This is a genomic window from Prauserella halophila (genome assembly GCF_024171895.1).
Taxonomy (GTDB): domain Bacteria; phylum Actinomycetota; class Actinomycetes; order Mycobacteriales; family Pseudonocardiaceae; genus Prauserella; species Prauserella halophila.
Genome location: NZ_JAMTCQ010000008.1, coordinates 159,403 through 180,357 on the forward strand (window position 1 = coordinate 159,403; position 20,955 = coordinate 180,357).

Below are 20,955 nucleotides of genomic sequence, written 5' to 3' on the forward strand. Positions count from 1 at the left end.
CGGCGGGCGCCCGGGCCGTCCTCTCCCGGTGTCGCGGCACGGGTCCGCGAGACGTCGTCATCGGTCGTCGAACCGCTGGCGGAGCCGGTTCTCCATGCGCTGGGAGAACGAACTGCGCTGGCGCGGAGCGGCGCGGGACGAACCGCCACCCGAATCCCCAGAACCGCTGCCGGATTCCTCTTCCGGCTCCCCACCTGCTCGCATGGCAGTGATGACGAGCACCACCCCCAAGAACATCGCCAGGAAGCCGAAAACGCTGATCAGCGGGATCTCGGCGACCCGCACGGGCACGATGACGCCCAGCACGAGCAGGCCGATGCCCACCACGAACAGCGCGGCACCCTGCAAGCGCCTGCCGCGCTTCGGGCGACGTACCTTCGCGCCGCGTACCGACGATGCGAACTTGGGGTCCTCGGCATAGAGCTCGCGCTCGATCTGGTCGAGCAGCCGCTGCTCATGCTCGGAGAGTGGCATCTTTCCTCCTCCGGCACAGCGCTTCCCGGCGCCACCTGGCGGCACCGGACCGCATTTCATCGTGGACCCTGACAGCCCCGGTCGGGGTGTCGGACTCCAGGATACGAGCACCGCGCGTCGGCGACTACCCGATCTCGCGTTCCGACAGAAGTGTTTCCTGCGGCGACGTCGGACAGCTGCCGGATCGGCACGGAACGCAACCGGCATCGCTGCTGTCACCGCTCATCGGGTGACAGTAACGACGCCGGCCGCACGGCCGCGGCCCCGAACCGCGATCGCGCCCCGTCGGCCGCGACCTCGGCGTCGCGCCACCGGGGTTCGGGCGCCTCGAAGCTGAGCTGTTCGGCGGCATCACCGGCCGTCAATCCTTCCACACGCACACCGACCAGGCGCACCGGCGCCCCGGAGACCGCCTCGCGGAACAGGTCGGCCGTCGTGGCGTGGACCTCGCGGGCGACGTCGGTGGCGGCCGGCAGCGTACGGGCCCGGGTGATCGTCCGGAAATCGGAGAACCGCACCTTGATCGACACCGTCCTGCCCTTCAGCCCCTTCCCGCGCAGCGTCGCCGCGACCCGCTCGGCGAGCCGCAGCAGCTCGCGTTCACCCGCGCCGCGGTCGTGGACATCGGCGTCGAAGGTGTGCTCGGCACCCACCGACTTCTCCTCCGATTCCGGCACGACCCGCCGCTCGTCGTGGCCGCGGGCCAGCGCATGCAGCTGCTCCCCTGCCGCGGCACCGACACTGCGGCGGAGGCGCTCCACCGGAGCCGCCGCGACGTCGGCGACGGTGGCGTAGCCGTGACTGCGGAGTGCCTCCTCGGTACGCCTGCCGACACCCCACAGCACCGACACCGGCAGTGGGTGCAGGAACGGGAGCGTCTCCGCGTCGGGGACGACGACCATGCCGTCCGGTTTCGCCATCCCGGAGGCGAGCTTGGCCACGAACTTCGCCCTGCCCACGCCGACCGAGCAGGTGATGCCGTGGTCGGCGGCCACCCGCGCCCGGATCCGCGCGCCGATGTCGGCCGAGGTCGCGGACAGCCTGCGCAGTGCACCGCTCACGTCGAGGAACGCCTCGTCGAGGCTCAGCGGTTCCACCAGCGGCGTGATCTCGCGGAAGAGCGCCATCACACCGTCGGAGACCTCGCGGTAGGCGTCCCGGCTCGGCGGGAGCCACACCGCGTCCGGGCACAGCTTCCGCGCAGCCGCGGCGGGCATCGCCGACCGCACCCCGTAGCGCCGCGCCTCGTACGTCGCCGACAGGACCACCGACCGCGGACCCGCACCGGCGACGACGACCGGCGCGCCGACCAGCTCGGGCCGGGTACGCAGCTCCACGGCCGCATAGAAGGCGTCCATGTCGACATGCAGCACACCGCACCCGGTGTCGTCCGGCAGCGCGTCGTGCGGCGTGCCGGTGCGCACCAGGAAGCGCTCGTGCCCGTCGGGCAGCTGCGCATTACGTCCCACGGCGCCAGACTAGCGGCCACCGCCGACGATTCCGGGGTCCGCGGTGTGACGGCGGCGGGTACGTGCCTCAGGCGGGCCGGCGCGCCAGGGCGTGCAGGCGGCTCGCGATGTCCCGCAGCGGCGGGGTCACGGAGGCCCGGTCCTCGAACTCGGTGACCTCGCGTTCCCAGGCGGTGTCCGCGCCGTCGTCGGCCGCGTCGAGCTGGTGGACCACGTCCGCGACCACACCGTCGCCCTGCATCAGCGCCACCGCCAGTCCCGCGCCGCCGAGCAGCAGTTCCAGACCGGAGGTGTCGAACCGGCGCAGCACCGTCTCCGAATCACCCGACAACACCCCGTCCGGCGCGCCGAGCAGTGCAGTGGCCTCGGACAGCCGGCCGGCCAGGGCCCGTTGCAGCACCGCGGCATGACGGTTCGCGACGAGCACCGACACGGCCCCGCCGGGAGCGGTCACCGCCGCGAAGGCGCGCACGGCTGCGGCGGGGTCGTCGACGACCTCCAGCAGGCCGTGCGCGAGCACCAGGTCGGCCGAGCCCTCCGGAACGTGACGTGCGAGCGCGTCCACGTCGTCGGCCACCACGCTGATCCGCTCGTCCGCGCCCACCTCGCGAGCACGACGGCGAAGCGTGGCGACGGCGTCCGGACTGGGCTCGACGACCGTCACGTCGCAGCCCTGACCGGCCAGCGGTACCGCCCAGCCGCCGGTGCCACCGCCGACATCGATCACCCGTGGCCTGCCGGCCCTCCGCTCGCGCGCCTGCACCAGCTCGTCGGACAGCACTCGCCGTACGGCCGGGGACCCGTGGCCGGCCGCGTACTCCGTTCGCATGGGCGCCCAGCGTAGTCACGGCCGCCCGCGCCCGCGCGCCCCGCCACCGGAACTGTGCCGCGGATCCCGGCCCCACCCGAGTGAGCGATCTCGCCCGCGGTCGCGGCACCGCCGCGTGACGCTCCGCGAGCCGATACGCTGGACGCGTGCATACGGTCGCGGTACTGAGCCTCAAGGGAGGCGTGGGCAAGACGACGGTCGCCCTCGGTCTCGCCTCCGCCGCGCTGCGCCGGGGATCCCGCACGCTGGTCGCGGACCTGGACCCGCAGGGCAATGCCACCGCCACACTCAACCCGCCGGTCACGACGGCCTCGCTGACAGCGGTGCTGGACACCCCGCGCGACGCGGTGATCGCCGATGCGCTCGCCCCGAGCAGCTGGGGCCCCGACCTGGACGTCCTCGTCAGTTCCGAGGACCTGGAGCTGCTCAACGAACCCGGGCCCGGCAGCAGACGGCTCGACAACCTCGCCCGGGCACTCGACGCACTGCGCGCACAGCCGCAGAGCGACCGGCCGTACGAGGTGGCGATCCTCGACTGCCCGCCGTCGCTGGGCAGGCTCACGCGTTCCGCACTGCTCGCCGCGGACACCGCACTGCTGGTGACCGAACCGACGATGTACGCCGTGTCGGGGGCCGAGCGCGCCTTCGAGGCGATCGAAGGCATCCGCAGGGGACCGAATCCGCGGTTGCAGTCGGCCGGGGTGCTGGTGAACCGCATGCGCCCGCGCTCGCACGAGCACAACTACCGCGTCGACGAGCTACGGGAGACGTTCGGGCGCTCGGTCATGCCGACGGCCATTCCCGACCGGCTCGCGATCCAGCAGGCCCAGGGCGCGTGCCTGCCGATCCACGAGTGGAAATCGCCCGGCGCACACGAGATCGGACTGACGTTCAACATGGTGCTGGCGAAGGTCCTGCGCTCCAGCCGCGCGGGACGCCATCGCCTGCCCGGTGAAGCCGACGATCCGGGCGCCGAAACCGGCTCGGCGTGATCCGTGCCCGAGGGCGACACCGTCTTCCTCACCGGCCGCACCGTGGCGCGCGCTCTGACCGGCGCCACGGTGACCGGCTGCGAGTTCCGCGTTCCCGCACTGGCCACTGCCGACCTGAGCGGCTGGGTGTTCACCGGCGTGCGGACCGTGGGCAAGCACCTGTTCTTCCGGTTCCGTGACGGCCGTGACGACCCTGACGGCCGGGCCGGCGAGCGGGAACTCAGCCTGCACAGCCACCTGCGCATGGACGGCGAATGGCGGGTACTGCACCCCAGCGCCCGGCGTCCCGTCCGCGATCATCGGGTCCGGGTCGTGCTCACCGCAGGCACCGCCGAACTCGTCGGCATCCGGGTGCACGACCTCGCCGTGATGTCCACATCGGACGAACATCGCCGGGTGAGCCTGCTCGGCCCCGATCTGCTCGATCCGGAGTGGACGGCCGAACACACCGCGCGGGCGGTGGCGGCACTGACCGCCGACCCCGCCCGCGAGATCGGCCTCGCCCTGCTCGATCAGACGGTGATGGCCGGTGTCGGGAATCTCTACAAGGTGGAGACCTGCTTCCTGCTCGGCGTCACACCGTGGACCCCGGTGTCCGATATGGACGCCGGGGGCGCCACGAGAGCCGTCGCCCTGGCCCGGCGACTGCTGCGCGCCAATGCGGCGCGCCGAGAGCAGAGCACCACCGGCCAGCTCGTCCGCGGCCGGCGCACGTGGGTGTACGAACGCACCCGCCACGGCTGTTTCCGGTGCGGCGGCCCGGTCCGGGTGGCGGCCCAGGGCGCGTCCGAGGGCGACGGCGGAGCCGTCCGGATCGGCACCGAGGGCCGGCCGGTGTGGTTCTGCCCCCGCTGCCAGCACGGCCCGGCACCGGACCGATGAACGACCAAAAACACGTTGCCGGACCGGCGCGGACCCGCCTAACGTGGCGGGTACACGAGAAAGGAGGTGGTCCAGCAGTGCACAGCTACAGGACTCGTGAGGTGGTCGTCCGCTAGGACGGCATGCGGACCACCGCGTGTCGCCTGGCGAATACCAGGCGGTCACCGACCCCCGACGCTCCCGAGGACCGGTCCACCCCGGGCCCGGACGACTGACGACGTCCGGGAGTCGCGTCGGGGGTTTCCTCATGCCCCGGTACGCCGCCATGCTCCGGTACGCCGCCATGCTCCGGCGGCCGGCGGTGAGCACGCCCGAGGGCCCTGGCCCGCGGCCGGAGCGCACGTGCGGCACCATGAACAGCCGTGCTCTTCGACAGTCTGATCCGGCCCGCGTTGTACCGGCTGCACGGCGGCGATGCCGAGCGGGTTCACGAACGCACCGTCCGCGCACTCGGCATGCTGAGCGCCACGCCCGCTCCGGCCCGCGCGGCGCTACGGCGCCACTACGCCGCCGACACTCCCGTCACCGCCTTCGGCATCCGCTTCCCGGGCCGTGTCGGCCTCGCCGCAGGTATGGACAAGGACGGGCGGGCACTGCGCGCGTGGCCCGCGCTGGGCTTGTCCTTCGTCGAGGTCGGCACCGTCACCGGTCACGGGCAGCCCGGCAATCCGCGCCCCCGGCTGTTCGCCCTGCCCGACAGCGACGCGGTGATCAACCGCATGGGCTTCAACAACGCGGGCGCCCCGGCACTCGCGGCGCGGCTGGCACGCGACGGCACTCCGGACGTCCCACTGGGCATCAGCATCGGCAAGTCGAAACTCACGCCGATCGACGAGGCCGTGGCCGATTACGAGGCGTCGCTGCGCGCCCTGCGGCCCTACGCCGACTACGTCGCCATCAACGTCAGCTCCCCCAATACGCCGGGTCTGCGCGCCCTGCAGGACCGCCATTCGCTCGCCGAGATCCTCACCGCGCTGCGCGAGGCCGCGCCCACCACGCCACTACTGGTGAAGGTCGCCCCGGACCTGACCGACGACGCGCTGGGCGAGCTGCTGCAGGTGTGCACCGACCACGGCGTCGCCGGGGTCATCGCCACCAACACCACACTCGGTCGCGACGGCCTGGCCGCCGGGGACGCGGCCACGGCAGCCGAGACCGGTGGACTGTCGGGCAGGCCGCTCACGCACCGGGCCCGCGAGGTGGTGCGGTTCGTCCACACCCGCACGGGCGGCACGCTGCCGGTGATCGGGGTCGGGGGCATCTGCGGGCCCTCCGACGCCGAGGCGATGCTCGACGCCGGTGCCGCGCTGGTGCAGCTCTACACCGCGGTCGCACTGCACGGCCCGTCCGTGGTGCGCACCATCAACCGGACCCTCGCCGCCGAGCAGGCACGGTGGCCTGCGGACTACTGAACGGCTCAGGACGGGAGCGGTCCGGGACGGGAGCGACTCAGGACAGCTCGCGCAGCGCGACGGCCAGGCCGGCGAGGCGGTCGGTGGCGTCGGTGAGGGCGTCCTTCGCCGGGGTCGCGCCGTCGCTGCTCGCCGCAACGGCGCGGCCCGCCGCCGCGACGAGTGTGCCGTATCCTTCGAGCCCTTCGTCGAGCTGCTCACGCAGGGCCGTCACCGCCGAATCCAGCCCACCGCGTTCCCGTGCGGGTGCCGCGTCCCGGGCCCGTTCGATCGATTCGAGCCGCGCCGCGAGCCCCCGCAGTGCCGCCGAGGCGTCCGTCGCCGTGGCCCGGGCGTCCTCGACGTCGAATCCGGCCGCCCCCGACGGCGCGCCGTGCTGCGGTGCCGCCAGCTGGTCGAGCAGATCCGTCAGGGTCTGCTCGCTGTCCGCGAGCTTCTCCATCGGTTCCCGGGCAGCCGACCCCGCGGACGGCAGTGTCGACGCCGGGTCGGGCGGAGGCGGTTCGGCCCGGCGCAGCCGGCGCAGTTTCGTGCCGGAGGAGACGGCCAGCGTGCCGAACACGACCGTGCCGACGGCACCGGTCAGCGCGCCTTCGATGCCGTCGTAGCTACCCATGATCCCGAAGTACCCGGCGACCGCCCACAGCACCGCGAGAAGGCTCAGCACCGTCCACAACGTGACCGCGCGACGGGTCCAGCGCACCCGCCGCGCATGCTTGGCCTCGGGTGAGTTCCACGCGGCGATCTTGTCCCGGACGTCGCTCACGACCGTGAGGTCCACCTTCGGCCGTGGCACGGACGAGCCGCCCGTGCGGTTGCCGTCGGCTCGCGACGGCGGACCCTCGTCGCGGCGATCCGCCGACCCCGACGACCCCGATGTCCGGTCCCCGTCCCCGGAGGCCCGCTGCTGTTCGGGCGGCAGGTACTTCTGGACCTTCTCCTGGGCCTTCTGCGCGTAATCGGGCAGACGTTCGACATGCTTGCCGAGCTTCGCTGTCAGCTCACTGAAATCTCGTCCGCCCGATTTCCTCGCCATGACCGCCTCCCGGACACTCGTGAACCGGCCCGATCCGGCCGCCTCAGGCCTGGTTCTTCTGCTGTTCGGCCTGCACGCGCTGCTGGATCTCGTTCTGGACGTCCGAGCCGGAGGCTGCGGACTGCGTGGCACCGGCCGACGACGTACCCGCCGAGGAGGTACCGGACGCGGCGCCGCCGGCCACCTCGCCGGCCACGGAACCGCCGCCCATCGAGGCACGGATCTGCTCCAGCCGGTTGTGCCCGGCGAGCTGCGTCGTGGAGTGCTGGACCTCCATCATGCGGCCCTGCACCGAGTTCTGCGCCAGTTCCGCCGATCCGACGGCCGTGGTGTACCGCTTCTCGATCTTGTCGCGGACGTCTTCCAGCGACGGCGTGTTGTCCGACCCCGACAGCTCGGTCATCTGGTTCAGGGACGAGGACACCTGCTCCTGCATCTTGGCCTGCTCGAGCTGCGACATCAGCTTCGTGCGCTCGGCCAGCTTCTGCTGCAGCATGCTGGCGTTGCGCTCGACGGCCTCCTTGGCCTGATCGGCGGCCTGCAATGCCTGGTCGTGCAACGTCTTGAGGTCTTCGATGCTCTGCTCAGCGGTGATCAGCTGAGCGGCGAAGCCCTCCGCGGCCGTCTCGTACTCCTGGGCCTTCTGCTCGTCGCCGCGCTCGCGGGCCTCCTCGGCCAGCGTGAGCGCCTGGCGCGTCGACGACTGCAGCTTCTCGACCTCACCGAGCTGGCGGTTCAGCTTCATCTCCAGCTGCCGCTGGTTGCCGATCACCGAGGCGGCCTGCTGCGACAGCTGCTGGTGGTTGCGCTGCGCCTCCTCGATGGCCTGCTGGATCTGTACCTTCGGATCGGCGTTCTCGTCGACCTTCGCCGAAAACGCCGCCATCAGGTACTTCCATGCCTTCACGAAAGGGTTGGCCATCTTTCCGCCTGCCTTCTCCACGTCCCACGGGCTTGCTGGTCCGGTGTTGTCACCGCTGGCCGTCGACCTGGCAAACGTGCAACCCCCGGTGTCGGTTCCATCGTGTCAGGTCGAGCGCGGTCGTTCCACAAGACCCCGAAGGATTTCAGGGTTTTCACCGGCCTCCGCCTAACGCCCGGATGATCTCGGCAGGTGATCGAACTCAGGCGACGAGTACGGCCTTCGCCTCGGGCCGATGAATCGTCGTGCGCAGCACCGGCGACAGTTCCAGATCGGTCAGCTCGTTACCGACCGGCCCCGCCACGAGCGAATCGGCTTCGAAACCGTCCCGGCCGCCTGCGGCGCTCGCGTGTGCCTCGCCGACATCGACCCCGCGATCGGCCGCCGCGTCGGCGCCGTCACCGGTGGGCTCGACGGGGCCGTCCACGGCTCCGACGGCGTCCACGCTGTTCAGCGCGGAGACGTCACCGGCCACGCTGACCAGCAGGTCCGACAGTGGAAGGTCCAGGGCCTCACAGATCGAGGCCAGCAGCTCGCTGGAGGCCTCCTTCTGCCCGCGTTCGACTTCGGACAGGTATCCCAGACTCACCCTCGCAACGCGCGAGATGTCCCGCAGCGTCCGATGCCTCGTGGTCCGGGCATGGCGGAGCCGGTCACCGATCGCCTCACGTAGCAGCACGGTCATCACGCGCCTCCCTTCAACCACCGCCCACGGTACCGACCGGGACCGACACCGCACAGTCATTCGCGCGGCCCGTCCGCCATCGGCGAACAGGGCACGGCCCCTCGGCCCGGCGTCACCGCGGTGTGCACAGCGATCGCCGGCAGTACTCACCCGGCAGGTCCGGGCGGGCTCTACCCGGCTGTAACGCCACAGTCAGCCGAGTTGTTCCACGAGCAGCGCAAGTGCTCCGCAGGCGGCCCCGGTACGCACCGCGTCCCGGTCGCCGGACAGCTCGAGGGTCCGGGCGTGTCGGCCGTCCGGACCGCACACGGCGACGTGCACCGTTCCCGGCGCCACGCCGTCCTGCGCCGCCGGTCCGGCGACACCCGTGAGCCCGATCCCCCAGTCGGCACGGCACCGCCTGCGGACCCCGTCCGCCAGTTGGGCCGCCACCTCGGGATGCACGGCGCCCTCGGCCTCCAGCAGCGATGCCGGCACGCCGGCCAGTTCGTGCTTGAGGTCCGTCGCGTACACGACCAGGCCGCCCCGCAGCACCGCACTCGCGCCCGGAACCTCGGCCAGGGTCGCGCACACCAGCCCCGCGGTCAGCGACTCCGCCGCGGCCACCGTCTGCCCGGCCGCGGCCAGCAGGTCGACGACCCGCCGTGGCACCCCGGGCTCCCCGGTCACGACGTCACCGGTCCCCGTCACACCGCCCGGCCCGTCACGCCGCCGCGCCGCCGGCCGGGCCCGCGCGCAGCCGCACCGCCCTGACGACGTAGTCCAGGCCGGTCGCGACCGTCAGCACGAGCGCCGCGACCAGCACCGTCCAGCTCACGACGTCCAGCGCCGCAGGCAGCGGCAGCAGGAACAACCCGATCGCGACGACCTGGGCGAGCGTCTTGGCCTTGCCGCCGCGGCTCGCCGGGAGCACACCGTGCCGGAGCACCCAGAACCGCAACAGCGTGATCCCCAGCTCCCGGACGGCGATCACGATCGTCACCCACCACGGAAGCTCACCGAGCACGCTCAGCCCGACCAGCGCGGCGCCGATCAGCGCCTTGTCGGCGATCGGGTCGGCGATCTTGCCGAAGTCGGTGATCAGGTCGTACTTGCGGGCCACCCATCCGTCGACGTTGTCGGTCAGCGCCGCGAGCGCGAACAGCGCGGCCGCGACGTACCGCCACACGCCGGCACCGCCGGTGGCCTCGTCCTCGCCGGTACCGCTGGCGAACAGGGCGATCACGAACAGCGGCACCAGCACCAGCCGCGAGATCGTCAGCAGGTTGGCGACGTTCAGCGTCGGCACGGGCACCGCACCCGCGGCCCCGTGCCCGCCGGCAGCGCCGGAACCTCCCGCGGCCCCGGAGGGACCCTCATCGCCGGCCCCGCCGGTCACCGCGCGGCATCCTCACCGGCGGCGGGCGCCACCGGACGCACGATCAGGTCGACGCCCGCGGTGTCGACGACCTCGCAGCGGATCAGTTCACCCCGCTCGACGTTCCCCGCCCCGAGCACGACGCAGTCGCCGTCGACCTCGGGAGCCTGGTGGGCGGCGCGCCCGGTCACCTCGGCCTCGTCGCCGCCCTCGGTGCCCGCATCACCACCGGCCTGCTCGACGAGCACGTCGACGACCGTGCCGATGCGTTCCTCCGCCCGCTGCGCCGTCAGCTCCTCGACCAGCGCGGAGACCCGGGCGACGCGTTCGGCGATCACGTCCGGATCGACCTTGCCCTCGTACCCTTCGGCCTCGGTGCCGTCCTCGTCGGAGTAGCCGAACACGCCGACGGCGTCGAGCCGCGCTCCCGTCAGGAAGCGCTCCAGCTCGGCCACGTCGTCGTCGGTCTCGCCGGGGAATCCCACGATCACGTTGGTACGGATGCCCGCCTCGGGTGCGTACTCGCGGATCTGGTCCACCAGCGCCAGGAACGCGTCGGTCGACCCGAAGCGGCGCATCCGCCGCAGCACCGTTTCGCTGGAATGCTGGAACGACAGGTCGAAGTAGTCGGCCACCCCCGGGGTCGTGGCGATCGCCCTGACCAGGTCGGGCCGTGTCTCGGCGGGCTGCAGGTACGACACGCGCACCCGCTCGACGCCGTCGACGCCTGCCAGCCGCGGCAGCAGCGCCTCCAGCGCCCGGGTGCCGCCCAGCTCACGCCCGAGGTCCTTGCCGTAGGACGTCGAGTTCTCGCTGACCAGGAACAGCTCCCGCGCGCCCTGCGTGGCCAGCCACTCCGCCTCGGCCACGATCTCGTCGGGGTGGCGGGAGACGAAGGAGCCCCGGAACGACGGGATCGCGCAGAACGAGCAGCGGCGGTCGCACCCGGAGGCGATCTTCAGCGACGCGACGGGCGCGTCGTCCAGGCGCGAGCGCAGTACGCGCGGTCCCCACCCGGCGTGGCCCGGCACGGCGACGCCGGTGGCCGCGTCCTGCCGCTCGACGGGGCTGATCGGCAGCAGTGTCCTGCGGTCGGCCGGCGTGTGCGAGGCGACCTGCCTGCCCGCGGCGACGTCGTCGAGCCGCTCGGCCAGGTCCGCGTAGTGATCGAAGCCGAGCACGGCGTCGGCCTCCGGCAGGCTCCCGGCGAGCTGCTCGCCGTAGCGCTCGGCCATACAGCCGACGGCGACGACCTTCGCGCCCGTGTCGGACGCGGCCAGCAGCGTGTCCACCGAGTCCTTCTTCGCCGACTCGACGAACCCGCACGTGTTGACCACCACGACGTCGCTGCCCGCGGGATCGCTCTCGAGTTCCCACCCTCCGGCGGCGAGCCGCCCCGCGAGTTCCTCGGAGTCGACCTCGTTACGGGAACAGCCCAGGGTCAGCAGGGACACCCTGCGGCCGGGCGAGGCAGCTGCGGAAGACATCCCGACAAGAGTAACGACCAGGCCATCGACATGTCCGCGCAACCCGGCCGCTAGCGTTTGAGTGGTGGAGTCACCGACCGTTCGCCGCGCCCGTATCGCCGACGTCCGCACCGTCAAGCGTCTCGTCGACGCCGATGCCGGCAAGGTGCTCCTCGAGAAGGACCTGATCACGCTCTACGAGGCCGTGCAGGAGTTCTGGGTCGCCGAGCTCGGCGGCGAGGTCGTCGGCTGCGGAGCGCTGCACGTGCTGTGGGAGGACCTGGCCGAGATCCGCACCGTGGCCGTCGACCGCTCGGCCCGCGGCCACGGCGTCGGGCACGCCCTGGTGTCGGCGTTGATCGACCTCGCGCGCAGGCTCGGCCTGCCCCGGCTGTTCGTGCTGACGTTCGAGACCGACTTCTTCGGCAGGCACGGCTTCCGCGCCATCGACGGCGCGCCCGTCCCCCAGGAGGTCTACGACGAGATGCGGCGTTCCCCCGACACGGGCGTCGCGGAATTCCTCGACCTGCCGTTCGTCAAACCCAACACCCTCGGCAACACCCGCATGCTGCTGGAGCTCTGACACCCGGAGCTCTGACACCCGGCGCCCTGACACCCGGGCCCGCCGCAACCGCCGGACAACGGGCCGTGGCCCGACGTTCACCGTCCGTCCCACCATCGGCGGTAGTGGTACAGACCACCGCTGCCGACACTGTTCCTCACTGTCAGCCACGACCGTGAGGAACTCCGGCATGACCTCCGCACTCCTGAAACGAGCCCTGCGCGGCGCCGTCGCCACGTCCGCCGTCGCCGCGGCCGTCGTCGTCGGTGCGCCCGCCGCCCAGGCGGTGGACGCCCCCGCGATCACCGACCAGTATCTGTTCGACACCTCGCTCGCGCAGTTCGGTGCGATCCGCGACCAGCAGCCCTACCCCGACCAGCTCGACTGGTCGTCCGACGCCTGCTCGTGGTCACCCGACGAGCCCCTCGGCTACGACTTCACCCCGGCCTGCCACCGGCACGACTTCGGGTACCGCAACTACAAGCGGCAGGGCCGCTTCACCGAGGACGCCCGGCTGAGCATCGACAACAACTTCTACAGCGACATGAAGCAGCAGTGCAGCGGCTCGTACGCCTGCAACGCGGCAGCCTGGACCTACTACCAGGCGGTCCGCCAGTTCGGCGCCAGCTGACCCGGCACGTCACTGGGGAGACATCACTCGTCGGCGGCCGTCTCCTCGTCGGCCGACGGCGGGTCCTCACCGCGGATGAACGCCAGCGTCGCGGGGAGATCGTCCGGCTTGACCAGCACGTCGCGGGCCTTCGACCCCTCCGACGGCCCGACGACGGACCTGCTTTCGAGCAGATCCATCAACCGTCCGGCCTTGGCGAATCCGACGCGGAGCTTGCGCTGCAGCATCGACGTCGAGCCGAACTGCGAGGTCACGACGAGTTCGGTCGCCTGAAGCAGCACGTCGAGATCGTCGCCGATGTCCTCGTCGATCTGCTTCTTCTCGTCGGTCTTGCCCTGCGTGACGCCCTCGGTGTACTCCGGGTCGGCCTGCTGCTTGGTGTAGTCGACGACCGACTGGATCTCGTCGTCACCGATGAACGAGCCCTGGATGCGGATCGTCTTGCCCGCGCCCATCGGCAGGTACAGACCGTCGCCCATACCGATCAACTTCTCGGCGCCGGGCTGATCCAGGATGACGCGCGAGTCGGTCAGCGACGACGTGGCGAACGCCAGCCGCGAGGGCACGTTCGTCTTGATCAGGCCGGTCACGACGTCGACCGACGGGCGCTGGGTCGCCAGGATCAGGTGGATGCCCGCGGCGCGCGCCTTCTGCGTGATGCGCACGATCGCGTCCTCGACGTCGCGGGGCGCGGTCATCATCAGGTCGGCGAGTTCGTCGACGATCGCGAGGATGTACGGGTAGGGCCGGTACTCGCGCTCGCTGCCGGGCGGTGCGGTGATCTCGCCGGCACGCACCTTCGTGTTGAAGTCGTCGATGTGGCGCACCCGGTTGGCCTGCATGTCCTGATAGCGCTGCTCCATCTCCTCCACGAGCCAGGCCAGCGCGGCGGCCGCCTTCTTCGGCTGGGTGATGATGGGCGTGATCAGGTGCGGGATGCCCTCGTACGGCGTCAGCTCGACCATCTTGGGGTCGATGAGGATCATGCGGCACTCGTCGGGCGTCGAGCGCGCGAGCAGGGACACGAGCATCGAGTTGACGAAGCTCGACTTACCGGAACCGGTGGAACCGGCGACGAGCAGGTGCGGCATCTTCGTGAGGTTCGCCGTCACGAATTCGCCCTCGATGTCCTTGCCCAGGCCGATCACCATCGGATGCGTGTCCTTGGCCGCCTTCGGCGAGCGCAGCACATCGCCGAGCCGCACCATCTCGCGGTCGGAGTTGGGCACCTCGATACCGACGGCCGACTTGCCGGGGATCGGCGCGAGCAGCCGGACGTTGTCGGTGGCCGCGGCGTAGGCGATGTTCTTCGTCAGCGCGGTGATCTTCTCGACCTTCACGCCCGGGCCGAGCTCCACCTCGTAGCGCGTCACCGTGGGACCGCGGACGAATCCGGTGACCTGGGCATCGATGTTGAACTGCTCCAGTACCCCGGTGATCGCCTCGATCATGGCGTCGTTGACCTTGCTGCGGGCCTTCGGCGGATCGCCGAGCGTCAGCAGGTCGGGCGGCGGCAGCTGGTAATCGCCGTCGACCGTGCGCGTGATCGCCAGCGCGGGCTCGGCCGGCGGTGCGTCGGCCTTGGCCTCGGCCTTCTCCGCGGCCGGTGCGGTGGCCTTCTCCGCGGCCTTGTCGACGGCGTTGTCGGCGGCCTTCGCCGCCTTCGACCGGGCGCCGCCGGTCGCGGCCGCGTGTTCCGTCGCCCCCGTTGCGGCGGGCGCGTCGGTCCCGGCGTCACCGTCGAGCATCTCGTCCAGCGTCGACGCCGAGCCGGACGAGGACTGCCGCCGCCGTGACGGTTTGCGCAGTCGCACCGCCGACGGATCGCCCTCGGTCGTCGGATCCGCGCCGCGGCCGCCACGCGCCGAGCCGTCCTCGGCCTCGAACGCCTCGTCGTCGTCCGGTTCCGCGCCCCATTCGCTCAGTCGCTGCGGAATCTCCCGCACGGGGGTCCCCGTGAACACGAGGACGCCGAACACCAGGGCCAGCACCAGCAGCGGAGCGGCCACCCACACGGTGACCCCGCGGGCGAGCAGGTCACCCGAGAACCAGCCGAGCCCGCCGCCCGCGTACATCAGCCCCTCGTGGCCCTGCGGGCGCGCGTTGATCAGGTGCAGCAGTCCGAGCACCGCCAGGCCCATCAACAGCACGCCGATGACCCGGCGCGGGCGCGTCTGCGGGTTCGGCTCCGAGCGCATCAGGGCCACGGCCAGCACCAGCAGCACGAGCGGGATCGCGACCGAACCGGCGCCGAAGACCGTGCGCATCCCGATCGTGACGAGCTCGCCGATCGGTCCTGCGCTCTCCCACAGCACGCCCACGGCCGTGACGAGCGCCAGCGCGATCAAACCGAGTGCCAGGCCGTCCCTGCGGTGTTCCGGTTCGAGGTCGCGGGTCCGGCCGACCGTGCGGGCCAGCCCGCCGACACCCTTGGCCGCGAGGTTCCAGCCCCCGCGCACGGCCGAGCCCGTGGCGGCGCCCGAACGACCTTTCGCGCCCGATTTCGCCCCGGCTTTCGCACCGGCCGCCGTACCGCCCGCGGCGGGTTTCCTGGCCGGGGTCCGCGAGGACGACGCAGCCCGGGTACGCGACGACGAGGCGGTTTTCGCAGTTTTCGCGGTTTTCGCCCCGCCGCCGGCGGCGGACTTGCGGGCCCCGGAACCACTGCCGGAGCCCCGCGCTCCCGAGCCGCGAGACCCACCGGACTTGCCGCCCGCGGCGCCCGACTTACCCGACGCGCCGCCCCGGCCCTTCGTCACCGACCCACTCGCCATGTCCCCACGGTAACCGGATCACCACCCGCGTCCCAGCCGCCACACGCGGCCCGCGCGTCACGAACGACGAGGTCACACGACGGCCTGCGCCTGCTCGTCCCGCCGGACCGACCGGGCCGCCGCACTCATCCGTGCGCGTGACATCCTTCTGGACATGCTGAGCGGTACGACCGGCAGTCACACCGACGATCACTCTCCGTCACGCGGTGGCGGGACGCCGGCCATCTGGCGCGCGATGCTCGCCGCGGACCACAACCTCGTCCGCGTCGCAGGGCGGTTACGGATCACCGGGTCCGTCCCCCGGCGACTGCGCGGCAGGCCGCTGCTCATCGCGGCGAACCACATCGGCAATTTCGACCCGTTCGTGCTGATGGCCGCGTGCCGGTCGCTCGGGCTCGCCCCGCGGTTCATGCTCGCCGGTGGGCTCCTCGACGCTCCGGTGCTGGGCACCGCGCTCAAGGCCAGCGGCCACCTACGGGTCGACCGCGGCTCCGCCTCCGCCGTGCAGCAGTTCACCGATGCCGTCGCGGAGCTGACCGCCACCCGTTCGCCGATCATCGTCTACCCCGAGGGGCGGATCAGCCACGACCGCGGGCTGTGGCCCGAACGCGGCAAGACGGGCCTGGCCCGGCTCGCGCTGGGCTCGGGCGTGCCGGTCGTGCCGATCAGCCAGTGGGGCGCACACGAGGCCGTCTACTGGGGCACCGAGACGGTCACCGGGTTCGGTGACGTGGTTCCCCTGGCGCGGTCCGGGTTCACCGCGCCCCTGCGCAGGCCGACGTTCCGGGTGCATTTCGGCGAACCGGTCGACCTCGGCGAGTTCGACGCGGCCACGCCGGGCCACGCGGTGAAGGCCCACGCCAAGATCATGCAGACCATCACCGACGGGATCGTCCCGCTGCGCCGCGACGAACCCGACGTCCCGCGGTTCCACGACCCGACCCGGCCGACGGACACGGTCAGTCCGTGGCGCCCCTGACCTCACCGGACGGCGGCGCCGGGCCCCGTACCGGTTCGCGCGTCGGCATCGCCGCCCCGGTGCGCACGGGGTCGAGCACGAACAGCGTGGTGTAGCGCTTGACGTTCGGGTCCTGCTGGAACAGGCGTTTCGCCACCTCGTTCTCGTGGCGCATCCCCACGCAGGCGAGCACCACGACGTAGTCGTAATCGCCGGAGACCTCGTAGGCCTGCTGCACCTCCGGCGCCTCCAGCAGCCGCGCCCGGTAGCGGCGGCCCTCCTCGGGAGTGTCGTCCTCGATCGTCACGAGGCAGACGGACAGGATCACCTCGGGCACGTGCCGCGGATCGAGCACCGCGACGTTGTGACTCAGCAGTCCCGCCGCGCGATAGCGCTGGACCCGCCGCAACACCGCACTCGGCGAGAGCCCCACCTCGTCGCCCAGGTCCCGCAGCGTGCGGGAGGCGTCCCGCTGCAGCAGCGCGAGCAGGTCGTGGTCGACGTCGTCCAGCATCAGATCACTCACGCAAACATGTTGCGCGGGGGCGGGACAATTTTCAATCGGCCGCACCCCGATCCCGATTACGGTCCTGAGGTATCCCCGATCCGTTCGACCTCGACGAGGACCTCTGCGCATGACCACGACCGGGCCCGCACAGCAGGCCGGCGGCGACGCCGCCCCCGCACCGCCCACCACCTCGCCGTCCATCACGCTGCGCCCGCACACCGGCCGCGGAGTGCTGTTGCTGCTCGTGGCCTCGCTGTGTTTCGGCAGTTCCGGCGTGATCGGCAAACCGGCGATGACCGCAGGCCTCGGCCCCGAACAGGTCGCGGCCGCGCGGATCGGCATCGCGGCGCTGGTAATGCTCACGTGCATCGCGCTACTGCGCCCGTCGCTGCTCCGCGTCCGGCGCGGGCAGTGGCGGTTGCTGGTCGCCTACGGCCTGCTCGGCGTCGCCGGTGTACAGCTGCTGTACTTCGTGGCCGCGTCCCGGATCCCGGTCGGCGTGGCGATCCTGCTGGAGTTCACCTCGCCGGTGCTCGTGGCGCTGTGGGTGCGGTTCGTGCGGCGAGTCCGACTGCCGTGGCCGATGTGGCTCGGCATCGCCCTCGCACTGACCGGGCTGGCCATGGTGGCGCAGATCGGCACCGGCCTCACCCTCGACGCGATCGGACTACTGGCCGGTGCCGGGGCCGCCCTGTGCTCGGCGGCGTACTTCCTGCTCGGCGAACGCGGTGTCGCCGACCAACACCCGCTCGGGATGGTCACGTGGGGGATGACGGTCGGCGCCGTCGCGGTGTGCGTCGTCGCGCCGCCGTGGACGTGGCCCGGTGACGTCGTGACCGCATCGGCCCAGCTCGGGCCGTGGCAGCCGCCGGTGTGGGTGCTGCTGATCGCCGTGGCCCTGCTCTCGACCGTGCTGGCCTACAGCGCGGGCACGGCGTCCCTGCGGCACCTGCCCGCGGCCGCGGCGAGCGTACTCGCGCTCATGGAACCGCTGATCGCGACCGGGTTGGCCTGGCTGCTGCTCGGTGAGGCGCTGACGTGGTTGCAGGTGCTCGGCGCGGCGATCCTGCTCGGCGGCGCCGCGCTGGTGCAGCTGACCTCACCGAAGAAGCAACCCGTGGGTGAACCCCTCCCGGTGGCCGACTGACCCGCTGTCGGACCGGTCCCGCGACCGGCCCTGCTAGTCGCCGCGGCCGGTCAGCGCTCGCCAGTACTGCCTGCCCTCCTCGTCGCGCACGACGACACCGTGTTCGGCGAGTTCGCGCCGCAACGCCGCGGCGTCGCCGGTGTCCTTGCTCGCCAGCGCCTCCCGCCGGGTGCGCAGCAGGGCCTGAACGTGATCGTCGAGCTCGGCCGTACCGTCCAGCCACCGGCGGTAGGTGCCCTCGTGCGGATCGCCCTCCGACCACGGATACGTATGTGCGGCGAACGCGTCGCGCAGTCGCCGTGCGTCGTGATCGGTCACCACCCGCACCACCTCGGCGGTGTCGACGTCGAGGATGACCAGTTCCTTGCCGTCGAGGAACGCGACCCCGAACCGGTCCCGCGCGACCTCCGTTGTGGCGCCGGAGGCGGCCACCCGCACGGCCGCGTCGTCGACCTCGACCGTGATCACCTCGTCGTAGGCCGACGCGGCGAGCAGGACCCCGCCGCCCGCACCCAGCACGGCGAGCACGATCGTCAGGACCGGCCCGCTGAGTCCGGCCACCGCCTCGATCTTCTCGGGCCCCGGCAGGAACGGCAGTGCCGATACCCAGTCGGGCAGGGCGGGCAGCCATCCCGGCACGTTGGACAGCAGCCAGCCACCCGCTGCACCGAGAAGAGGGAACAGTCCCCACAGCAGGAGGTGGTAGCCCGCCCCGTGGCGGACGGTGGTGACCGTGCGCTGCTCGTCGGCCGCGCCGGTCCCGGTCGCCGTGGCCCTCGCTGTGTTCTCGCGACGTCCTCGTGCCATCACGCCCCCTCGTGCGCTGTGTGTCCGAAGCCGGTGCGGCGTTCACGGCTCGTGCGGTGTCCACGGCCGCCGACGACGACGCCCCGGCACAGGACCAGGCCGACCCGCCGCAGGGCGCCGACCTCGGTGAGCGGATCACCGCGGACCGCCACGAGATCGGCGACCGCACCCGGGGACAGCACGCCTGCGTCCTCGAGGTCCAGGGCTGCAGCCGGTGCCGTCGTGGCTGTCCGCAGTGCCTCGCGCGCGGTGAGGCCGCACGCGGCGAGCAGCTCGATCTCACGGAGCAGGCCGCGTCCCGGGGCCACGCCGGGCATTCCCGTGTCGCTGCCCGCCAGCAGCGTTCCGCCCGCCTCGTGGACGTCCAGGACCCGCCTGCGGATCGTGCGCGCGGTGTCGTCGTCGAACAGGGGCTCGGTGACGGCCAGGGTCGGCGCGAGCGTGATGCCACGCGCGACCATCGTCTCCAGCACGCCGGAGGGCCACCCGTCCAGCGGTCCGCGGGGTTCCAGGTGCTGCAGGTGGTCGACGCCTGCCTCCAGCAGCTCGGCCAGGTCCGCCGGCGTGCCCCAGTGCGCGACGACGGGGACGCCGTGCCGGTGGGCCTCGTCGGCGACGGCCGTCAGCACCGCAGGCGCCATCGGTTCCAGCGCGCGCCGCGCAGGATCACCACGATCCTGGACGACCTTGACGACGTCCACGGGATCGTGGCGGTCGCTACCTCCGGCTACGGCGGCCACCTGTTCCCGTCCGTGTTCCGGGCTGGTGGGGACGCGCACCCAGTCGTCGCGGGACGTGGCACCGCGCGTGGCCACCGGGTGACCGCCCGGCGCGGTGAAGAGAGGTCCGGCGATACGCACGCGCGGACCGACGAGGCGCCCGTCGGCCGTGCGCCGACGGAATTCGTGGGCCCAGGCGTGGTCGTCGCCGAGGCTGCACACGGTGGTGACGCCGTGTGCGAGGAACGCGCGGCGCTTGCGTGGGTGGAAACGCAGGTGGCCCGCGACCGCACGGAGCCGGGCTCGTAGTCCCGTCCCGTCGGGCGCTCCGAGATGGACGTGGGTGTCGACCAGCCCGGGCAGGACGGTGTGTCCGGGCAGGGAGTACACGTGCGCGTCCCCGGGCACGTCAACGTCCCGGCCGACGTCGACGATCCGGCCGCCCCGGCTCACCACGACGGCGTCCGGCACCGCTGCCGGCCCGTCCCTGACCAGCACCGTGACGCCGGTCAGCGCGACCGTTTCCGGCTCCATGACGGTCCCCTCACTCGGCGTGCACCGCCGACTAGTTGACCATATAGGATTCTGTACGTGCAACCAGACAGCGGTACGGAGCAGGAGCTACCGGCGGGAGCTACGGCGGACGGGAGCGACACGGAGTCCGAGACGTTCGTCGAGGCGGCCCGTCGTGACCAGATCGTGCGCGCCGCCGTCGCCGTCATCGCCGACGTGGGATACGGCAAGGCGTCGTTCGTGCGGATCGCCGGGTATGCCGGGATCAGCCCCGGGCTGATCACCTACCACTTCAGGACGAAGGAACGGCTGATCCGCCGGGTCCTACGGGACATTGCGGCCCGGCAGGACCAGGCCATGGAAGGTGACGAGCCCGTCCAGGGCTACGAGGACGGCCTGCGGCGCATCGTCACGGGCCACGTCGAGCACTGCGCCGCTCGCCCCGAGGAGATGGCCGCCCGGCGCGAGATCATGGCGGCCACGCTCACGCCGGCCCTGCGGGCGGACATCGACGAGCACGAACGGGCCGGCCGCACCGAGCTCGTCGACTTCCTGCTCGCCGGACAGCAGCACGGCGAGTTCCGGCCGTTCGACCCGGATACCTTCGCCGACGCGATGTACGGCGCGCTGCGCGAGGTCCCGGGGGTGCTGCGAAGGCGGGTCGGCACCTCGGCGCGCGACTACGGCCGCGAACTCGCCGACCTGCTCTGCACCGCGGCCACGGGCCGCCCGCCCGGCGTGACCGGGTGACTCCCACCCCTGCGGGCGCCCCGGCCCCGGGCACCCGCAGGGGCAGGGTCCCGGGCGCGGGG

At 72.1% G+C, this 20,955-nt stretch carries 21 protein-coding genes; 8 read left to right on the forward strand and 13 right to left on the reverse strand.

Annotated elements, in window-relative coordinates:
* Positions 1-57: 57 nt before the first annotated feature.
* The 3 genes from LY41_RS00965 to LY41_RS00975 all read right to left on the reverse strand — a co-directional run bounded on the left by LY41_RS00965 (position 58) and on the right by LY41_RS00975 (position 2,772).
* Positions 58-474 carry an SCO2097 family morphological protein gene (locus LY41_RS00965; protein WP_253861857.1) on the reverse strand — a complete coding sequence of 139 codons (417 nt, stop codon included), beginning with the start codon at positions 472-474 and terminating at the stop codon, positions 58-60.
* A gap of 215 nt (positions 475-689) precedes the next feature.
* On the reverse strand, positions 690-1,943 hold the full coding sequence (gene dinB, locus LY41_RS00970; RefSeq protein WP_253861859.1) for a DNA polymerase IV: 1,254 nt from the start codon (positions 1,941-1,943) through the stop codon (positions 690-692).
* A 67-nt stretch (positions 1,944-2,010) separates the two neighbouring features.
* Positions 2,011-2,772 (reverse strand): class I SAM-dependent methyltransferase, encoded by a 762-nt coding sequence (locus LY41_RS00975; protein WP_253861861.1) that lies wholly within the window; start codon positions 2,770-2,772, stop codon positions 2,011-2,013.
* A gap of 146 nt (positions 2,773-2,918) precedes the next feature.
* Between LY41_RS00975 and LY41_RS00980 the strand changes: the two genes are divergently transcribed.
* The 3 genes from LY41_RS00980 (at position 2,919) to LY41_RS00990 (ending at position 6,058) form a co-directional block, all read left to right on the forward strand.
* A complete protein-coding gene (locus tag LY41_RS00980; protein WP_253861864.1) occupies positions 2,919-3,764 on the forward strand; it encodes a ParA family protein in 846 nt (281 codons plus the stop codon).
* A 3-nt stretch (positions 3,765-3,767) separates the two neighbouring features.
* Entirely contained in the window at positions 3,768-4,646 is an 879-nt protein-coding gene (locus LY41_RS00985) for a DNA-formamidopyrimidine glycosylase family protein (protein ID WP_253861867.1), read from the forward strand.
* A gap of 362 nt (positions 4,647-5,008) precedes the next feature.
* Positions 5,009-6,058 (forward strand): quinone-dependent dihydroorotate dehydrogenase, encoded by a 1,050-nt coding sequence (locus tag LY41_RS00990; protein ID WP_253861870.1) that lies wholly within the window; start codon positions 5,009-5,011, stop codon positions 6,056-6,058.
* A gap of 37 nt (positions 6,059-6,095) precedes the next feature.
* On the opposite strand, the gene pspM is transcribed toward LY41_RS00990, so the two are convergent.
* From pspM to rimO, 6 genes are all read right to left on the reverse strand, one after another.
* Positions 6,096-7,094: a phage shock envelope stress response protein PspM gene (gene pspM, locus LY41_RS00995; protein ID WP_253861873.1), complete on the reverse strand. Its 999-nt coding sequence runs from the start codon at positions 7,092-7,094 to the stop codon at positions 6,096-6,098.
* A 43-nt stretch (positions 7,095-7,137) separates the two neighbouring features.
* Positions 7,138-8,016: a PspA/IM30 family protein gene (locus LY41_RS01000; RefSeq protein WP_253861875.1), complete on the reverse strand. Its 879-nt coding sequence runs from the start codon at positions 8,014-8,016 to the stop codon at positions 7,138-7,140.
* A 202-nt stretch (positions 8,017-8,218) separates the two neighbouring features.
* Positions 8,219-8,701 (reverse strand): helix-turn-helix domain-containing protein, encoded by a 483-nt coding sequence (locus LY41_RS01005; protein ID WP_253861879.1) that lies wholly within the window; start codon positions 8,699-8,701, stop codon positions 8,219-8,221.
* A gap of 192 nt (positions 8,702-8,893) precedes the next feature.
* A complete protein-coding gene (locus LY41_RS01010; RefSeq protein ID WP_253861881.1) occupies positions 8,894-9,370 on the reverse strand; it encodes a CinA family protein in 477 nt (158 codons plus the stop codon).
* 34 nt (positions 9,371-9,404) lie between these two features.
* Entirely contained in the window at positions 9,405-10,079 is a 675-nt protein-coding gene (gene pgsA, locus LY41_RS01015) for a CDP-diacylglycerol--glycerol-3-phosphate 3-phosphatidyltransferase (RefSeq protein WP_372493041.1), read from the reverse strand.
* Complete coding sequence (rimO, locus tag LY41_RS01020) at positions 10,076-11,545, reverse strand: 30S ribosomal protein S12 methylthiotransferase RimO (RefSeq protein WP_253861883.1); 1,470 nt, start codon at positions 11,543-11,545, stop codon at positions 10,076-10,078. Before rimO ends, pgsA begins: the two co-directional genes overlap by 4 nt.
* 64 nt (positions 11,546-11,609) lie before the next feature.
* On the opposite strand from rimO, the gene LY41_RS01025 reads away from it, so the two are divergent.
* Complete coding sequence (locus LY41_RS01025) at positions 11,610-12,107, forward strand: amino-acid N-acetyltransferase (protein WP_253861886.1); 498 nt, start codon at positions 11,610-11,612, stop codon at positions 12,105-12,107.
* 169 nt (positions 12,108-12,276) lie between these two features.
* The gene (locus LY41_RS01030; RefSeq protein WP_253861889.1) at positions 12,277-12,717 is read left to right on the forward strand and encodes a phospholipase; all 441 of its coding nucleotides are present in this window, start codon (positions 12,277-12,279) and stop codon (positions 12,715-12,717) included.
* Positions 12,718-12,740: 23 nt separating this feature from the next.
* Here the strand turns inward: LY41_RS01030 and LY41_RS01035 are convergent, their stop codons facing one another.
* On the reverse strand, positions 12,741-15,491 hold the full coding sequence (locus LY41_RS01035; RefSeq protein WP_253861891.1) for an FtsK/SpoIIIE family DNA translocase: 2,751 nt from the start codon (positions 15,489-15,491) through the stop codon (positions 12,741-12,743).
* 235 nt (positions 15,492-15,726) lie between these two features.
* Between LY41_RS01035 and LY41_RS01040 the strand changes: the two genes are divergently transcribed.
* On the forward strand, positions 15,727-16,470 hold the full coding sequence (locus tag LY41_RS01040; protein ID WP_253862833.1) for a lysophospholipid acyltransferase family protein: 744 nt from the start codon (positions 15,727-15,729) through the stop codon (positions 16,468-16,470).
* Here the strand turns inward: LY41_RS01040 and LY41_RS01045 are convergent.
* Positions 16,451-16,975, reverse strand: a complete 525-nt coding sequence (locus tag LY41_RS01045) for an Lrp/AsnC family transcriptional regulator (protein ID WP_253861893.1) — start codon at positions 16,973-16,975, stop codon at positions 16,451-16,453. The two genes, LY41_RS01040 and LY41_RS01045, sit on opposite strands and share 20 nt — an antisense overlap.
* Before the next feature lie 109 nt (positions 16,976-17,084).
* On the opposite strand from LY41_RS01045, the gene LY41_RS01050 reads away from it, so the two are divergent.
* A complete protein-coding gene (locus LY41_RS01050; RefSeq protein ID WP_253861895.1) occupies positions 17,085-18,104 on the forward strand; it encodes an EamA family transporter in 1,020 nt (339 codons plus the stop codon).
* 33 nt (positions 18,105-18,137) lie between these two features.
* Here the strand turns inward: LY41_RS01050 and LY41_RS01055 are convergent, their stop codons facing one another.
* Positions 18,138-18,911, reverse strand: coding sequence for a YqeB family protein (locus LY41_RS01055; RefSeq protein WP_253861896.1), 774 nt, complete (start codon positions 18,909-18,911; stop codon positions 18,138-18,140).
* Complete coding sequence (locus LY41_RS01060; protein WP_253861898.1) at positions 18,911-20,164, reverse strand: amidohydrolase family protein; 1,254 nt, start codon at positions 20,162-20,164, stop codon at positions 18,911-18,913. Before LY41_RS01060 ends, LY41_RS01055 begins: the two co-directional genes overlap by 1 nt.
* A 57-nt stretch (positions 20,165-20,221) precedes the next feature.
* Here LY41_RS01060 and LY41_RS01065 point away from each other — a divergent pair, with 57 nt between their 5' ends.
* Entirely contained in the window at positions 20,222-20,893 is a 672-nt protein-coding gene (locus tag LY41_RS01065; RefSeq protein ID WP_253861899.1) for a TetR/AcrR family transcriptional regulator, read from the forward strand.
* Positions 20,894-20,955 lie beyond the last annotated feature (62 nt).

What these genes read in the sequence shown, in the direction of transcription:
- LY41_RS00965 (WP_253861857.1), bottom strand. Translation starts at nt 474, where the DNA reads ATGCCACTCTCCGAGCATGAGCAGCGGCTGCTCGACCAGATCGAGCGC.
- LY41_RS00975 (WP_253861861.1), bottom strand. Translation starts at nt 2,772, where the DNA reads ATGCGAACGGAGTACGCGGCCGGCCACGGGTCCCCGGCCGTACGGCGA.
- pspM (WP_253861873.1), bottom strand. Translation starts at nt 7,094, where the DNA reads ATGGCGAGGAAATCGGGCGGACGAGATTTCAGTGAGCTGACAGCGAAG.
- LY41_RS01000 (WP_253861875.1), bottom strand. Translation starts at nt 8,016, where the DNA reads ATGGCCAACCCTTTCGTGAAGGCATGGAAGTACCTGATGGCGGCGTTT.
- LY41_RS01005 (WP_253861879.1), bottom strand. Translation starts at nt 8,701, where the DNA reads ATGACCGTGCTGCTACGTGAGGCGATCGGTGACCGGCTCCGCCATGCC.
- rimO (WP_253861883.1), bottom strand. Translation starts at nt 11,545, where the DNA reads ATGTCTTCCGCAGCTGCCTCGCCCGGCCGCAGGGTGTCCCTGCTGACC.
- LY41_RS01030 (WP_253861889.1), top strand. Translation starts at nt 12,277, where the DNA reads ATGACCTCCGCACTCCTGAAACGAGCCCTGCGCGGCGCCGTCGCCACG.
- LY41_RS01035 (WP_253861891.1), bottom strand. Translation starts at nt 15,491, where the DNA reads ATGGCGAGTGGGTCGGTGACGAAGGGCCGGGGCGGCGCGTCGGGTAAG.
- LY41_RS01040 (WP_253862833.1), top strand. Translation starts at nt 15,727, where the DNA reads ATGCTCGCCGCGGACCACAACCTCGTCCGCGTCGCAGGGCGGTTACGG.
- LY41_RS01050 (WP_253861895.1), top strand. Translation starts at nt 17,085, where the DNA reads ATGACCACGACCGGGCCCGCACAGCAGGCCGGCGGCGACGCCGCCCCC.
- LY41_RS01055 (WP_253861896.1), bottom strand. Translation starts at nt 18,911, where the DNA reads ATGGCACGAGGACGTCGCGAGAACACAGCGAGGGCCACGGCGACCGGG.
- LY41_RS01060 (WP_253861898.1), bottom strand. Translation starts at nt 20,164, where the DNA reads ATGGAGCCGGAAACGGTCGCGCTGACCGGCGTCACGGTGCTGGTCAGG.